At 69.0% G+C, this 15,521-nt stretch carries 12 protein-coding genes; 10 read left to right on the top strand and 2 right to left on the bottom strand.

The window, feature by feature from the left end:
- The first annotated feature begins 26 nt into the window (after positions 1-26).
- From aspS to KS03_RS15130, 8 genes are all read left to right on the top strand, one after another.
- Positions 27-1,826 carry an aspartate--tRNA ligase gene (gene aspS / locus KS03_RS15165; protein ID WP_015876993.1) on the top strand — a complete coding sequence of 600 codons (1,800 nt, stop codon included), beginning with the start codon at positions 27-29 and terminating at the stop codon, positions 1,824-1,826.
- Between the two features lie 315 nt (positions 1,827-2,141).
- Positions 2,142-2,618 carry a dihydroneopterin triphosphate diphosphatase gene (nudB, locus tag KS03_RS15160; protein ID WP_015876992.1) on the top strand — a complete coding sequence of 159 codons (477 nt, stop codon included), beginning with the start codon at positions 2,142-2,144 and terminating at the stop codon, positions 2,616-2,618.
- Positions 2,615-3,889, top strand: a complete 1,275-nt coding sequence (locus KS03_RS15155) for a phospholipase D-like domain-containing protein (RefSeq protein WP_015876991.1) — start codon at positions 2,615-2,617, stop codon at positions 3,887-3,889. Before nudB ends, KS03_RS15155 begins: the two co-directional genes overlap by 4 nt.
- 239 nt (positions 3,890-4,128) lie before the next feature.
- Positions 4,129-4,728 carry a TetR/AcrR family transcriptional regulator gene (locus KS03_RS15150; RefSeq protein ID WP_013699351.1) on the top strand — a complete coding sequence of 200 codons (600 nt, stop codon included), beginning with the start codon at positions 4,129-4,131 and terminating at the stop codon, positions 4,726-4,728.
- A 56-nt stretch (positions 4,729-4,784) separates the two neighbouring features.
- Complete coding sequence (locus tag KS03_RS15145; RefSeq protein WP_015876990.1) at positions 4,785-6,572, top strand: acyl-CoA dehydrogenase C-terminal domain-containing protein; 1,788 nt, start codon at positions 4,785-4,787, stop codon at positions 6,570-6,572.
- 124 nt (positions 6,573-6,696) lie between these two features.
- Positions 6,697-9,132 carry a 3-hydroxyacyl-CoA dehydrogenase/enoyl-CoA hydratase family protein gene (locus tag KS03_RS15140; RefSeq protein ID WP_015876989.1) on the top strand — a complete coding sequence of 812 codons (2,436 nt, stop codon included), beginning with the start codon at positions 6,697-6,699 and terminating at the stop codon, positions 9,130-9,132.
- A gap of 73 nt (positions 9,133-9,205) precedes the next feature.
- Positions 9,206-10,405 (top strand): acetyl-CoA C-acyltransferase, encoded by a 1,200-nt coding sequence (locus KS03_RS15135; RefSeq protein WP_015876988.1) that lies wholly within the window; start codon positions 9,206-9,208, stop codon positions 10,403-10,405.
- Between the two features lie 86 nt (positions 10,406-10,491).
- Complete coding sequence (locus tag KS03_RS15130; protein ID WP_015876987.1) at positions 10,492-11,259, top strand: enoyl-CoA hydratase; 768 nt, start codon at positions 10,492-10,494, stop codon at positions 11,257-11,259.
- 174 nt (positions 11,260-11,433) lie between these two features.
- Here the strand turns inward: KS03_RS15130 and fdhD are convergent, their stop codons facing one another.
- Positions 11,434-12,291: a formate dehydrogenase accessory sulfurtransferase FdhD gene (gene fdhD, locus KS03_RS15125; protein ID WP_085962373.1), complete on the bottom strand. Its 858-nt coding sequence runs from the start codon at positions 12,289-12,291 to the stop codon at positions 11,434-11,436.
- Positions 12,292-12,441: 150 nt separating this feature from the next.
- Here fdhD and KS03_RS15120 point away from each other — a divergent pair, with 150 nt between their 5' ends.
- Entirely contained in the window at positions 12,442-12,948 is a 507-nt protein-coding gene (locus KS03_RS15120) for a nitrate reductase associated protein (protein WP_015876985.1), read from the top strand.
- A gap of 99 nt (positions 12,949-13,047) precedes the next feature.
- Here the strand turns inward: KS03_RS15120 and KS03_RS15115 are convergent, their stop codons facing one another.
- The gene (locus tag KS03_RS15115; protein WP_015876984.1) at positions 13,048-13,446 is read right to left on the bottom strand and encodes an acyl-CoA thioesterase; all 399 of its coding nucleotides are present in this window, start codon (positions 13,444-13,446) and stop codon (positions 13,048-13,050) included.
- A gap of 146 nt (positions 13,447-13,592) precedes the next feature.
- Between KS03_RS15115 and KS03_RS15110 the strand changes: the two genes are divergently transcribed.
- Positions 13,593-15,521, top strand: a complete 1,929-nt coding sequence (locus KS03_RS15110) for an ABCB family ABC transporter ATP-binding protein/permease (RefSeq protein WP_015876983.1) — start codon at positions 13,593-13,595, stop codon at positions 15,519-15,521.

The raw sequence follows: 15,521 nt of genomic DNA, 5'->3' as shown, positions 1-15,521 counted from the left end.
GATCAAACCGAACGAAAGCAAACATCATGTCGATGCGAACTGAATACTGCGGTCTCGTGACCGAACACCTGCTGGGCCAAACCGTTTCGCTGTGCGGCTGGGTGCATCGCCGCCGCGACCACGGCGGTGTGATCTTCATCGACCTGCGCGATCGTGAGGGCCTCGTGCAGGTGGTGTGCGACCCGGACCGCGCGGAGATGTTCGCGGCGGCCGAGGGCGTGCGCAACGAGTTCTGCATCCAGGTGAAGGGCCTCGTGCGCGGCCGTCCGGACGGCACGATCAACGCCGGCCTGAAGAGCGGCAAGATCGAGGTGCTGTGCCACGAGCTGACGGTGCTGAACCCGTCGGTCACGCCGCCGTTCCAGCTCGACGACGACAATCTCTCCGAAACCACGCGCCTCACGCATCGCGTGCTCGACCTGCGCCGTCCGCAGATGCAGCACAACCTGCGCCTGCGCTACCGGGTGGCGATCGAGGTCCGCAAGTACCTCGACGAGCAGGGCTTCATCGACATCGAAACGCCGATGCTGACCAAGAGCACGCCGGAAGGCGCGCGCGACTACCTGGTGCCGTCGCGCGTCAACGCGGGCCAGTTCTTCGCGCTGCCGCAGTCGCCGCAGCTGTTCAAGCAGCTGCTGATGGTGGCGAACTTCGACCGCTACTACCAGATCACCAAGTGCTTCCGCGACGAGGACCTGCGCGCCGACCGCCAGCCCGAATTCACGCAGATCGACTGCGAGACCTCGTTCCTGGGCGAGCAGGAGATCCGCGACCTGTTCGAGGAAATGATCCGCCACGTCTTCCACAAGACGATCGGCGTCGAGCTGGGCGCGAAGTTCCCGGTCATGCCGTACTCGGAAGCCATGGCGCGCTTCGGCTCGGACAAGCCGGACCTGCGCGTGAAGCTCGAGTTCACCGAGCTGACCGACGCGATGAAGGATGTCGACTTCAAGGTGTTCAGCGCGCCGGCCAACACCAAGGACGGCCGGGTCGCGGCGCTGCGCGTGCCCAAGGGCGGCGAGCTCACGCGCGGCGACATCGACGGCTACACCGAGTTCGTGCGCATCTACGGTGCCAAGGGCCTGGCATGGATCAAGGTCAACGAGAAAGCCAAGGGCCGTGACGGCCTGCAGAGCCCGATCGTGAAGAACCTGCACGACGCGTCGATCGCCGCGATCCTCGAGCGCACCGGCGCGCAGGACGGCGACATCATCTTCTTCGCGGCCGACCGCGCGAAGGTGGTCAACGACAGCCTCGGCGCGCTGCGCCTGAAGATCGGCCATTCGGAGTTCGGCAAGGCCAACGGCCTCGTCGAGTCGGGCTGGAAGCCGCTGTGGGTGATCGACTTCCCGATGTTCGAGTACGACGACGAGGATGCGCGCTACGTGGCCGCGCACCATCCGTTCACGAGCCCGAAGGACGAGCACCTCGAGTACCTCGAAACGGACCCGGGCCGCTGCCTGGCGAAGGCCTACGACATGGTGCTGAACGGCTGGGAAATCGGCGGCGGTTCGGTGCGGATCTTCCAGGAGGACGTGCAGAGCAAGGTGTTCCGCGCGCTGAAGATCGGGCCGGAGGAAGCCCAGGCGAAGTTCGGCTTCCTGCTCGACGCGCTGCAGTACGGCGCGCCGCCGCACGGCGGGATCGCGTTCGGCCTCGACCGGATCATCACCATGATGGCCGGCGCCGATTCGATCCGCGACGTGATCGCGTTCCCGAAGACGCAGCGTGCGCAGGATCTGCTCACGCAGGCGCCGAGCCCGGTGGACGAGCGCCAGCTGAAGGAACTGCACATTCGCCTGCGTCAGCCGGAACAGAAGGCGTAACGCGGCGCTCGCCCGCGCCTCGCGCGGGCGGCCGTCGACGCGACGGAGCCCGGCCGGTGGCTGCACCGGCCGGGCTTTTTATCGTCCAGCGCCGGCGCCGGCGCCTGCGGCTGGCGGCTGGCGGCTGGCGGCTCGACGGCGCTCGGGCGAGCGCCTGCTCGAGCGGGCCGGCGCGCGGCGGGAAAGCTCCTTCGGCTCACTGCGCGCGCCGGCGGTGCCCCGACACGCGGCGGCCTTCGTTTTGCGGTACAGTCTGCCGGTCCCGAAGTCCCCGGCCGGCCGGCGCGAAGTTCCGCGCCGGCGGCCGCACCCGCAATGACGAAGCCGCCGAAAATCCCCGAATCCGTCCTGGTCGTGATCCATACCGCCGCACTTGACGTGCTGATCATCAAGCGCGCCGACCTGCCCGGCTTCTGGCAGTCGGTGACGGGCTCGAAGGACCGGCCGGACGAGCCGCTCGCCGCCACCGCGATTCGCGAGGTCGGCGAGGAGACCGGCATCGTGGTCGGCAGCGAGGGCGTGCCGCTCGCCGCGCTCGTCGACTGGCGCCACCAGATCGAGTACTCGATCTATCCGCAATACCTGCACCGCTACGCGCCCGGCGTCACGCGCAACACCGAGCACTGGTTCAGCCTCGAGGTGCCCGCCGGGATTGGCGTCACGCTGTCGCCGCGCGAGCACACCGAGCATCTCTGGCTGCCGTACCGCGAGGCGGCCGCGCGCTGCTACTCGCCGTCCAACGCCGAGGCGATCCTTCAGCTTCCCGCGCGCCTCGCGGCGCGTGAGGCATGAGCGGCGGCAAGCGGCTGCGCCTCACCCAGTTGCGGGACCTGTTCCTGCAGGAGCGCGGGTCGTCGTCGCGGCTCGCGTTCAGCGCCGGCAACACCGTCACGCTGCGCCACGGCGGCGCCGAGTTCTTTCCGGCGCTGGTGCGCCGCATCGACGAGGCCTCGGTGTCGGTGCTGCTGGAAACCTACATCTTCTGCGACGACGCGGCCGGCCGCCTGGTGTCCGACGCGCTGCTGCGCGCGGCCGGGCGCGGCGTGCACGTGCGCGTGATCACCGACGGCATCGGCACCGCGCGCCTGCCGCTGTTCGAGCGCTGGCAGGCGGCCGGCATCGAGCACCGCATCTACAACCGCTACCTGTTCGGCCGCCTCGGCTTTTCGCGCACGCACCGCAAGCTCGCCTGCGTCGACGACGCCTACGCGTTCTGCGGCGGCATCAACATCGTGGACGATTACGAGCAGAACGGCGAGCGCCTGCCGTTCCCGCGCTGGGATTTCGCCGTCGAGCTGGCCGGGCCGGCCGCGGCCGACGTGCGCGCGGCGTTCGAGGTGCAGTGGTATCGCGTGCGGATGGGCCACAAGCGCTATGCGCAGTACGTGCCGCCGACGGTGACGAGCGAGGCGTTCGCCGCGCGCTTCCGGCGCTGGGTGCGCAATCATCGCTGGGTCAAGGTGGGCGCGCTGCGCAACGTGACCGAACCGAGCGTGGCGTTCGTCGCGCGCGACAACGTGCTGAACCGGCGCGCGATCGAGAAGGCCTACCTGGCCGCGATCGGCCGCGCGCGCCAGGCGGTGGTGCTGGCCAATCCGTACTTCATGCCGGGGCGCAAGCTGCGCCGCGCGCTGACCAACGCGGCGCGGCGCGGCGTCGAGGTGCGCGTGCTGATCGGCCGCAAGGAATTCGTCGCGCTCGATACGGCCGTGCCGTTCCTTTATCATGCGTTGCTGCGCGCCGGGGTGCGGGTGGCCGAGTACGACCGGACCATGCTGCACGGCAAGGTGGCGGTGGTCGACGACAGCTGGGCGACCGTCGGCTCGTCGAACCTCGACGCCCTGAGCCTGATGCTCAATAACGAGGCGAACGTGGTGCTGGTGCGGCACGACGCCGAGATCGCCGCGCTGCGCGAGGCGATCGACGCGGCCTTCGCGGACGGCCGCGAGATCGACGCGGCCCGCTACGCGGCGCGCCCGCCGCTGGAGCGGCTGATGAACTGGCTCGCCTACACCGCGTACCGCTGGTCGATGAAACTGCTGACGGTGGGCGGCTACGACTAGCCCGCGCCGGCCGGAACCGGCCGCAGGCCCGTTCGTTGCGAGCCCCGGGGGCGCGCCGGAATGCCGCGCGCAGGGCTGGTCAACCCTTGCCGTGCCGGCCGCCACGGCCTGAGAACCGTCCCGGGTCGGTTAGACACCCGAATCTAATAATTTCCTTGTTCGACACACGGTCGCACTCAATAATAGTACGGCCGTTCGATTTTTTGGATTGCCTCTTGAACGGTTTAGACATCAAGCTTATGCGAAAAGGCGAACAAACGCGTGCCGCGATACTCGAAGCAGCTTTGGACCTTGCCAGCCGTGACGGGCTGGAGGGTCTGACGATCGGCCTGCTGGCCGAGCGCATGCAGATGAGCAAGAGCGGTGTGTTCGCACACTTCGGTTCACGCGAGGACCTCCAGGTGGAGGTTGTGCGAGAGTATCACCGCCGCTTCGAGAGCGAGGTGTTTTTTCCGAGCCTGCGCGAGCCGCGCGGCCTGCCGCGTCTGCGTGCGATGCTGGCCCGCTGGATCGAGAAGCGCATCCAGGAAGTGACGACCGGATGCATCTACATCAGCGGCGCCGTGGAGTACGACGACCGGCCCGACAGTCCGGTGCGCGAGCAACTGATCGCGAGCGTGACGGCCTGGCGCGCCGCGCTGCTGCGTGCGATTTCGCAGGCGAAGGACGAAGGCCATCTGCGTCCGGACACCGATCCGGACGTGATGCTCTTCGAGTTGTACAGCTTCACGCTCGGCCTGCATCACGACGCCCGCTTCCTGCATCTGCCGGACGGCGTGCGTCTGACCTGGGCCGCGCTGGAAAAGACGATCGTTTCGTATCAGAGCGAGAGCCGGTAGCGGTGCCGTGACGCCCGCGCGAGGCTCGAGCCAGTGCCCTACCTTTGGAGAGAGTCATGGGACAGTACGTTGCCCCGCTGCGCGACATGCAATTCGTGCTGCACGAGTTGCTCAACGTCGAAGCCGAACTGAAGCAGATGCCGAAACACGCGGATCTCGATGCCGACACCATCAATCAGGTGCTCGAGGAAGCCGGCAAGTTCTGCGCCGAGGTGCTGTTCCCGCTCAACCAGGTGGGCGACCGCGAAGGCTGCAAGTACCAGGGTGACGGCGTGGTCACCACGCCCACCGGCTTCAAGGATGCTTACCGCCAGTACATCGACGCCGGCTGGCCCGCGCTCGGGTGCGACCCCGAGTATGGCGGCCAGGGCCTGCCCGCGTTCGTCAACAACGCGCTCTACGAGATGATGAACTCGGCGAACCAGGCCTGGACCATGTATCCGGGCCTGTCGCACGGCGCCTACGAATGCCTGCACGCGCACGGCGCGCCGGAATTGCAGCAGCAATACCTGCCGAAGCTCGTGTCGGGCGAATGGACCGGCACCATGTGCCTGACCGAGCCGCATTGCGGCACCGACCTCGGCATCCTGCGCACCAAGGCCGAGCCGATCGGCGACGGCGCCTACTCGATCAGCGGCACGAAGATCTTCATCTCGAGCGGCGAGCACGACATGTCGGCCAACATCGTCCACCTGGTGCTCGCGCGCCTGCCGGACGCGCCGCAGGGCACCAAGGGCATTTCGCTGTTCATCGTGCCGAAGTTCATCCCCGACGCCTCGGGCGAGCCGGGCGAGCGCAACGGCATCAAGTGCGGCTCGATCGAGCACAAGATGGGCATCCACGGCAACGCCACCTGCGTGATGAATCTCGACAACGCGAAGGGCTGGCTGGTGGGCGAGCCCAACAAGGGCTTGAACGCGATGTTCGTGATGATGAACGCCGCGCGCCTCGGCGTCGGGATGCAGGGTCTCGGCCTGACCGAGGTGGCCTACCAGAACTCGCTGGCCTACGCGAAGGAGCGCCTGCAGATGCGCTCGCTGACGGGCCCGAAGGCGCCTGAGAAGGCCGCCGACCCGATCATCGTGCACCCCGACGTGCGCCGCATGCTGCTCACGCAGAAGGCCTATGCGGAAGGCGCGCGCGCGTTCACGTACTGGGCCGCGCTGCAGATCGACAAGGAGCTGTCGCACGGCGACGAGTCGGTGCGCAAGGAGTCGGCCGACCTGGTCGCGCTGCTCACGCCGATCATCAAGGCGTTCCTGACCGACAACGCGTTCGAGTGCACCAACCACGCGATGCAGATCTACGGCGGGCACGGCTTCATCTCCGAATGGGGCATGGAGCAGTACGTGCGCGATGCGCGCATCAACATGATCTACGAGGGCACCAACTCGATCCAGTCGCTGGACCTGCTGGGCCGCAAGGTGCTCGGCGACATGGGCGCGAAGCTCAAGAAGTTCGGCGCCATCGTGACCGAGTTCGTCGAGTCCGAGGGCGTGAAGCCCGAGATGGCCGAGTTCATTAATCCGCTGGCCGACATCGGCGAGAAGCTGCAGAAGCTGACCATGGAAATCGGCATGAAGGCGATGCAGAACCCGGACGAGGTGGGCGCAGCCGCGGTGCCGTACCTGCGCACCGCCGGGCACCTCGTGTTCGCCTACTTCTGGGCTCGCATGGCGCGCCTCGCGCTCGACAAGGAAGCCTCGGGCGATCCGTTCTACAAGTCGAAGCTGGCCACCGCGCGCTTCTATTTCGCGCGCCTGCTGCCCGAGACCGCGGCCACCATCCGCGCCGCGCGCGCCGGCTCGAAGACGCTGATGGAAGTCGACGAAGCGCTGTTCTGACAACTTGCCCGGGTACGCGCGCCGCATGAGGCGCGTACCCGGGCGCCCGCAGCCGATTCATTTGCCGCGCCGTCCGCAGCCAGCCCCGCCGGGCGCGACGCGTGGCGCTATCCGGAGGAATCCCGTGAGCAATTTCATCATTCGCAAGGTCGCCGTGCTCGGCGCCGGCGTGATGGGTGCGCAGATCGCCGCGCATCTCGTCAACGCGCGCGTGCCGGTGCTGCTGTTCGATCTGCCGGCCAAGGAAGGCCCCAAGAACGGCATCGCGCTCAAGGCCATCGAGAACCTGAAGAAACTGTCGCCGGCGCCGTTCGGCGTGAAGGACGACGCCAAGTACCTGGTGCCCGCGAACTACGAGGACGACCTCGACCAGCTCGCCGAATGCGACGTGGTGATCGAGGCGATCGCCGAGCGCATGGACTGGAAGCACGATCTCTACAAGAAGGTCGCGCCGCACATCGGCCCCCACGCGATCTTCGCGTCGAACACCTCGGGCCTGTCGATCACGGCACTGTCGGAGGGCTTCACCGACGAGCTGAAGGCGCGCTTCTGCGGCGTCCACTTCTTCAATCCGCCGCGCTACATGCACCTCGTCGAACTGATCCCGACCGCCCACACGCGCGGCGAGATCCTCGACCAGCTCGAGACCTTCCTGACCAGCGTGGTCGGCAAGGGCGTGGTGCGCGCCAAGGACACGCCGAACTTCATCGCCAACCGCGTCGGCATCTTCTCGATCCTCGCGGTGATCACCGAGGCCGCCAAGTTCGGCCTGCGCTTCGACGAGGTGGACGACCTGACCGGCGTGCGGCTCGGCCGCGCCAAGTCGGCGACGTTCCGCACCGCCGACGTGGTGGGCCTCGACACCATGGCGCACGTCATCAAGACGATGCAGGACAACCTCGCCGACGATCCGTTCTTCCCGGTCTACGAGACGCCCGCCGTGCTCGCCGAGCTCGTCAAGCAGGGCGCGCTCGGCCAGAAGACGGGTGCCGGCTTCTACAAGAAGGAAGGCCGCGCGATCAAGGTGCTCGATCCGAAGTCGGGCAGCTACGTGGACGGCGGCGCCAAGGCCGACGAGACGGTGGCGCGCATCCTCAAGCGAGCGCCCGCCGAGCGCCTGAAGCTGCTGCGCGAGACCCAGCATCCGCACGCGCAGTTCCTGTGGGCGGTGTTCCGCGACGTGTTCCATTACATCGGCGTCCACCTCGAATCGATCGCCGACAACGCGCGCGACGTGGACCTCGCGATCCGCTGGGGCTTCGGCTGGAACGAAGGCCCGTTCGAGGGCTGGCAGGCGGCCGGCTGGAAGCAGGTGGCCGAGTGGGTGCAGGAGGACATCGCGGCCGGCAAGGCGCTCGCGAGCGTGCCGCTGCCGTCGTGGGTGCTCGAGGGCGCGGTGGCCGAGCAGGGCGGGGTGCATACCGCCGAGGGTTCGTGGTCGCCGGCCGCCGGCAAGTTCGTGCCGCGCTCGTCGCTGCCCGTCTACGAGCGCCAGGTGTTCCGCGCGCCGCTCCTGGGCGAGGCGGGGCGTGATCCGGCCAAGTACGGCAGGACGCTGTTCGAGACCGATTCGGTGCGCGCCTGGGTGGACGACCGCGCCGGCGAGGACGACGTGGTGATCGTCTCGTTCAAGTCGAAGATGAACACCATCGGCCCGGGCGTGATCGACGGCCTCGCGCAGGCCATCGAGCTTGCCGAGCAGGACTACCGCGCCGTGGTGATCTGGCAGCCGACCTCGCTCAAGCTCGGCACGCCGGGCGGCCCGTTCTCGGCCGGCGCGAACCTCGAGGAGGCGATGCCCGCCTTCATGATGGGCGGCGCCAAGGGCATCGAGCCGTTCGTGAAGAAATTCCAGCAGGGCATGCTGCGCGTGAAGTACGCCAACGTGCCGGTGGTCTCGGCCGTGTCGGGCATCGCGCTCGGCGGCGGCTGCGAACTGATGCTGCACAGCGCGAAGCGGGTGGTGCACGTCGAGAGCTACGTCGGCCTCGTCGAGGTGGGCGTGGGCCTGGTGCCGGCGGGCGGCGGCCTCAAGGAGGCGGCGCTGCGCGCCGCCGAGGCGGCCACGGCGGCCGGCGCCACCAGCGAGTTGCTGAAGTTCGTCGCGAAGTCGTTCGAGAACGCGGCGATGGCCAAGGTCTCCACCTCGGCGCACGACGCGCGCGCGATGGGTTACCTGAAGCCGTCGGACACCATCGTGTTCAACGTGTTCGAACTGCTCGACGTGGCCAAGCGCGAAGCGCGCGCGCTGGCCGCCACCGGCTACCGCCCGCCCCTCAGGGCCACCGAGATTCCGGTGGCCGGCCGCTCGGCGATCTCGACCATCAAGGCGCAGCTCGTCAACATGCGCGACGGCCGCTTCATCAGCGACCACGATTTCCTGATCGCGAGCCGGATCGCGGAAGCGGTGTGCGGCGGCAACGTCGAGGCCGGCAGCACGGTGGACGAGGAATGGCTGCTCGCGCTGGAGCGCCGCGCGTTCGTCGAGCTGCTCGGCACGCAGAAGACGCAGGAGCGGATCATGGGCATGTTGCAGACCGGCAAGCCGGTGCGCAACTGAGCGGGCCGCGGGACACTTTGGATCGGACCCGTTGCGGCGCGAGCGCGCCGTGCCGGGTCGACAGGAGCCACAAATGAGCAAACAGCTGCAAGACGCATACATCGTCGCCGCGAGCCGCACGCCGATCGGCAAGGCGCCGCGCGGCGTGTTCAAGAACACGCGCCCGGACGAACTGCTGGTCCACGCGATCCGCGCCGCGGTCGCGCAGGTGCCGGGCTTCGACACCAAGCTGATCGAGGACGCGATCATCGGCTGCGCGATCCCCGAGGCCGAGCAGGGCCTGAACGTGGCGCGCATCAGCGCGCTGCTGGCCGGGCTGCCGAACACGGTCGGCGGCGTGACCGTCAACCGCTTCTGCGCGTCGGGCCTGACCGCGCTCGCGTTCGCGGCCGACCGGATTCGCGTGGGCGAATCGGAGGCCCTGATCGCGGGCGGCACCGAGTCGATGAGCATGGTGCCGATGATGGGCAACAAGCCGTCGATGTCGCCGCACATCTTCGACCGCAGCGAGGACGTCGGCATCGCCTACGGCATGGGCCTGACGGCCGAGCGCGTGGCCGAGCGGTGGCAGGTGAGCCGCGAGGACCAGGACGCGTTCTCGGTCGAGTCGCATCGCAAGGCGCTGGCTGCGCAGCAGGCCGGCGAGTTCGCCGACGAGATCGCGCCGTACACCATCAGCGAGCATTTTCCGAATCTCGCGACCGGCGAGATCGACGTGAAGAGGCGCGAGATCAAGCTCGACGAAGGCCCGCGCGCCGATACCTCGCCGGAAGGGCTCGCCAAGCTGCGCGCGGTGTTCGCGAACAAGGGCTCGGTGACGGCCGGCAACAGCTCGCAGACCTCGGACGGCGCCGGCGCGCTGCTGGTGGTCTCGGAGAAGGTGCTGAAGGAGTTCAACCTGACGCCGCTCGCGCGCTTCGTCAGCTTCGCCGTGCGCGGCGTGCCGCCCGAGATCATGGGGATCGGCCCGAAGGAGGCGATCCCGGCCGCGCTGAAGGCCGCCGGCCTCAAGCAGGACGATCTCGACTGGATCGAGCTGAACGAGGCATTCGCCGCGCAGTCGCTGGCCGTGATCCGCGATCTCGGCCTCGATCCGGCCAAGGTCAACCCGCTTGGCGGCGCGATCGCGCTCGGCCACCCGCTCGGCGCGACCGGCGCGATCCGTGCCGCGACGGTGGTGCATGGCCTGCGCCGCCGCAACCTGAAGTACGGGATGGTGACGATGTGCGTCGGCACCGGGATGGGCGCCGCGGGCATCTTCGAACGGCTGTAGGCGGGCAGCGTGCCCGATCATGGCGGTGCGCGGGCGGCTCGCTCGCGCACCGCTTTTTTATCGCTCGGATTTGAGGAGACGGTGAGATGGACATCCAGACCGACGTCGCGAACGGCGTCCTGACGATCACGATCGCGCGCCCTGCCAAGAAGAACGCGATCACCGCGGCGATGTACCAGGCGATGGCCGATGCGCTCGCCGCCGCGCAGGAGGACAGCGCCGTGCGGGTGGTGCTGATCCGCGGCAGCGACGGCAATTTCAGCGCGGGCAACGACCTCGAGGACTTCGTCAAGGTGCCGCCGAACACGCCGGATGCCCCCGTGTTCCAGTTCCTGCACCAGATCAGCACGGCGGCCAAGCCGCTGGTTGCCGCGGTGTCGGGCATCGCGGTCGGCGTCGGCGTGACGATGCTGATGCACTGCGATCTCGTCTACGCGGCCGACACCGCCAAGCTGTCGCTGCCGTTCACGCAGCTCGGGCTGTGTCCGGAAGCGGCCTCCAGCCTGCTGCTGCCGCGCCTGGCGGGCCACCAGGTGGCGGCCGAGAAGCTGATGCTCGGCGAGCCGTTCGATGCGCTCGAAGCGCACCGCATCGGCCTCGTCAACCGCGTGCTGCCGGCCGCCGAACTTGAGGCGTTCGCCGCGCAGCAGGCCGCCAAGCTCGCCGCGCTGCCGGCCTCGTCGCTGCGCGTGACGAAGGCGCTCATCAAGCAGACCGGCAGCGGCGTGGCGGTGGCCGCGCGGATGGACGAGGAGGCGAGCCACTTCGGCAGGATGCTCGGCGCGCCCGAGGCGCGCGAGGCGATCAGCGCGTTCTTCGAGAAGCGCAAGCCGGACTTTCGCCAGTTCGATTGAGCAAGCGGCGAGCGCGTCGAGCGCACTGAAAGCCGGCGATGCCGGCCGGCGCGATTGCTGCCGATGGCGTCGCGGATTGCCGCCGGCAGCCGTGCGTCGCGGCGCGCGGGCAGGGTTTCGCCGGCGCCGAGGCCGGACCGCGGCTTGCGCGCGCCCGGCCTGGCCGCAGCGGCCTCAGGCCGTGCCGTAATCGACGTAGCCGGACTCGCGGCAGAAACTGACGAGCCGCAGCCCCGCTGCCTTCGCGATCGCGATGGCCAGCGTCGAGGGCGCCGAGATCGTCGCCACCAGCGGAATGCCGACGCGCGCGGCCTTGCGCACCAGTTCGTAGCTCGCGCGGCTCGACAGGAACACGAAGCCGTCGCTCGGGTCGGCGCGCGCGAGCGTGAGACGGCCGATCAGCTTGTCGAGCGCGTTGTGGCGGCCGACGTCCTCGAACGCGTAGCGGATCGCGCCGGCCGCGTCGCACCAGGCGGCCGCGTGCAGGCCGCCGGTGAGCTTGGTGAGCGCCTGGTGCGCGGGCAGGGCGCGCGCGGCCTGCGCGAGCGCGTCGGGCGCGAGGCGCGCGAGAAAGTCCGTCGCCGACACGCGCTCGGGGGTGAGGTCGAGCAGGTCGATGCTCTCGATGCCGCACACGCCGCAGCCGGAGCGCCCCGCCAGCGAGCGGCGTTTTTCCTTCAGCGCGAGGAACGCCTGCTGGACCACCTCGAGCTGCACTTCGGCGTGCGGAATCGGTGCGTCGGCGTGCAGCACCACCTCGATGTCCTTGATGTCGGCGCCGCGCGTGACGATCCCCTCGGAAATCGCGAAGCCGACCGCGAACGCTTCCAGATCGCGCGGCGTGCCCATCATCACCGCGTGCGAGATGCCATTGAACACCAGCGCGATCGGCCATTCCTGGCCGACGTGGTCGGCGGTGGCGATGGCCTCGGCGCCACGATGGCGCGAGATCGCCACCTCGACGCTGCCGTGCGGTTCGAGGTCGGGGGCGAGCGGATCGGACGGATTCACGGCGACACTCCAGCGGGGCATACGGATCAGGCCGAGCGGCGCAAGGCGCGCCGCGCGGACGGGTTCTACAATACCGGAACGCGGCGAAACCCGCCGGGCCGGGCTTGCCGGGCGCGGCGGGTTTCGCCGGCGCGGACTGCCGCGCTCATCTCATCCGGGACCGGAATCATCATGGAACTGAGCCATCAGCCCCGGCTGTTCGACTTCGAAGTCGAATCGTCGGAGGATTTCACCTTCATCCCGATGATCGTGCGCTTTCACCTCGATCGCTGCGCATTGCGGATTTCGCTCGACCAGTGGCAACGGTTGCCGCTGGAGGACCGGCGGCTGCTTGCGCGGTTCCCGGTGGTGGATGAGGCGCACGAGCCCGACGCGGCCCGGCCTGACGTGGCCCGGCCCGACTTCGCGCGCGCGCTGGCGGACATGTTGCGCGCGCATGCGGCCGGCGAGGCCGAGCGCATCGTGCCCGAGGCGGCGCCGGCGTGGCGCGAGCCCGCGGTGGTGCCGGCCGCGCTCGCCGCGCAATGCGCGCTGGCCGGGCTGCCGGTGCCTGACGCGGCGGCCTGGGCGGCGCTCGGGCCGTTCGAGCGTTACGCGCTGGCCAAGCTGTCGCGCAAGCCCAAGCTCAACCATGACTTCCTGCCGGCGATGCGCGAGTTCGGACTCGCGCCGCGCTGAACCCGGCGCGGGCGGATCCGGCCACGACCGGCCCCACGGGCCGGCGGCGCCGCGGCATCGGCGCGCCCGCGGGCGAGCGCGCCGCCGCGCCGCGGCACGTCAGGCGACGGGCGGCAGCGCGCGCGGCCGGCGGTCCGAGTCGGTCGCCACATAGGTCAGCGTCGCCTCGGTCACCTTGACCACTTGGCCCGTGAGCCCCATGCGCTGCGCATAGACCTCGACGCCCACCGTCACCGAGGTATTGCCGGTCTTGACGATGTTCGCGTAGAAGCTGACCAGGTCGCCGACGAACACCGGCTGCTTGAACAGGAAGGAATTGACGGCGATCGTCGCGACGCGGCCGTTGGCGCGCCGGCTGGCCGGGATCGAGCCGGCGATGTCGACCTGCGACATGATCCAGCCGCCGAACACATCGCCGTGAACGTTCGCTTCGGACGGCTGCGGGACGACGCGCAGCGCGGGCTGCTGCTGGGGGAGTTGCGACGGCGTATCGGTCATGACGGGATTCCACTCGTTATGCGGGCCGATGGGCGGCGCCGTCCGGCGGACGGCGGTGCGAACCGGCTTCTGCGACAATGCAAGAATCCTAAATTGTACGAGAAAGCGCGTGCGCGGCCCGTCCGTTTGCATGCGCCATGTCCTCCATGCGCCGCTTTTCCGCTTCCTCCGAGCCTGCTCCGGCCGCCTCCGGTCCCCGCAACGACTGGCGGACGATCCGCTCGCTGCTGCCCTACCTGAGCACCTACAAGGGCCGCGTGGCGCTCGCGCTCGCCTGCATGATCGGCGCCAAGCTCGCCAACCTGGGCGTGCCGATCGTGATGAAGCGCATCGTCGACGGGCTCTCGTCGGCCCAGCATCTGCAGGCGCTGGGGCGCGCCGAGCAGTCGGCGCCGCTGGTGCTGGCGGGCGGCCTCGGGCTGCTGGTGGTGGCCTACGCGGTGGTGCGGCTGTCCACCTCGATGTTTACCGAGCTGCGCGAGATCCTGTTCTCGAAAGTGACCGAGAGCGCGGTGCGCCAGCTCGCGCTGCAGGTGTTCCGGCATCTGCACGGCCTGTCGCTGCGCTTCCATCTGGACCGCCAGACCGGCGGCATGTCGCGCGACATCGAACGCGGCACGCGCGGCATCCAGCAGTTGGTCTCGTACTCGCTCTACAGCATCCTGCCGACGCTGATCGAGGTCGGGCTGGTGCTCGGCTTCTTCGTGGTCAAGTACGACGCGTCGTATGCGCTGATCACGCTGGCCGCGCTGGCCGCCTATGTGGTGTTCACCATCAAGGTCACCGAATGGCGCACGCATTTCCGGCGCACCATGAACGAGCTCGACTCGCGCGCGAGTTCGCGCGCCATCGATTCGCTGCTCAACTACGAGACCGTCAAGTATTTCGGCAACGAGGACTGGGAGGCGCGGCGCTACGACGAGAACCTGCAGCGCTACCGGCAGGCCGCGATCCGCTCGCAGCGCTCGCTGTCGCTGCTGAACCTGGGCCAGCAGGCGATCATCGGCGTGGGGCTGGTGTTCATCCTCTGGCGCGCGACGCAGGGCGTGCTGGCCGGGCGCCTGACGCTCGGCGATCTGGTGCTGATCAACACCTTCATGCTGCAGCTCTACATCCCGCTGAACTTTCTCGGCATCGTCTATCGCGAGCTCAAGCAGAGCCTGGCCGACATGGACCGCATGTTCGCGCTGCTCGGCGCGCCGCAGGAAGTGGCCGACCTGCCCGGCGCGCCGGCGCTCGTGGTGCGCGGCGCGCAGGTGCGGTTCGCGCACGTCGATTTCGCCTACGAGCCGGCGCGGCAGATCCTGCACGACGTCGATTTCACGATTGAGGCCGGCACCACCACGGCGGTGGTCGGCCACAGCGGGTCGGGCAAGTCCACCCTGGCGCGGCTGCTGTTCCGCTTCTACGATCTCGAGCGCGCGGCGGGCGGCGCGATCACGATCGACGGCCAGGACCTGCGCGACGTCTCGCAGGCGTCGCTGCGCGCGGCGATCGGCATCGTGCCGCAGGACACCGTGCTGTTCAACGACACGATCTACTACAACATCGCCTACGGGCGGCCGAGCGCGACGCGCGACGAGGTGATCGCCGCCGCGCGCGCCGCGCACATCCACGCTTTCGTCGAAAGCCTGCCGAACGGCTATGACACCATCGTCGGCGAGCGCGGGCTCAAGCTCTCGGGCGGCGAGAAGCAGCGCGTCGCGATCGCGCGCACGATCCTCAAGGACCCGCCGATCCTGGTGTTCGACGAGGCGACCTCGGCGCTCGATTCGCGCTCCGAGCGCGCGATCCAGCACGAACTCGAGCAGATCGCGCGGCACCGCACGACGCTGGTGATCGCGCACCGGCTGTCGACCGTGGTCCACGCGGCGCAGATCATCGTGATGGATCGCGGCCGGATCGTCGAGCGCGGCACGCACGAGGCGCTGGTGCGTGCGGGCGGGCATTACGCGCAGATGTGGGCGTTGCAGCAGCGCGCCGCGACGGCGGGCGAGGCGGGCGAGAGCGCGGCGCCGCAGACGGGAGGGCAGGCGGCGCACGGCACGGCAACCGGTGCCGCGGCGCAGACGTAA

The sequence above is a fragment of the Burkholderia glumae LMG 2196 = ATCC 33617 genome (genome assembly GCF_000960995.1).
Lineage (GTDB): Bacteria > Pseudomonadota > Gammaproteobacteria > Burkholderiales > Burkholderiaceae > Burkholderia > Burkholderia glumae.
Note: the sequence above shows the minus strand (reverse complement) of the source record. Positions and strands in the feature narration are given on the sequence as shown.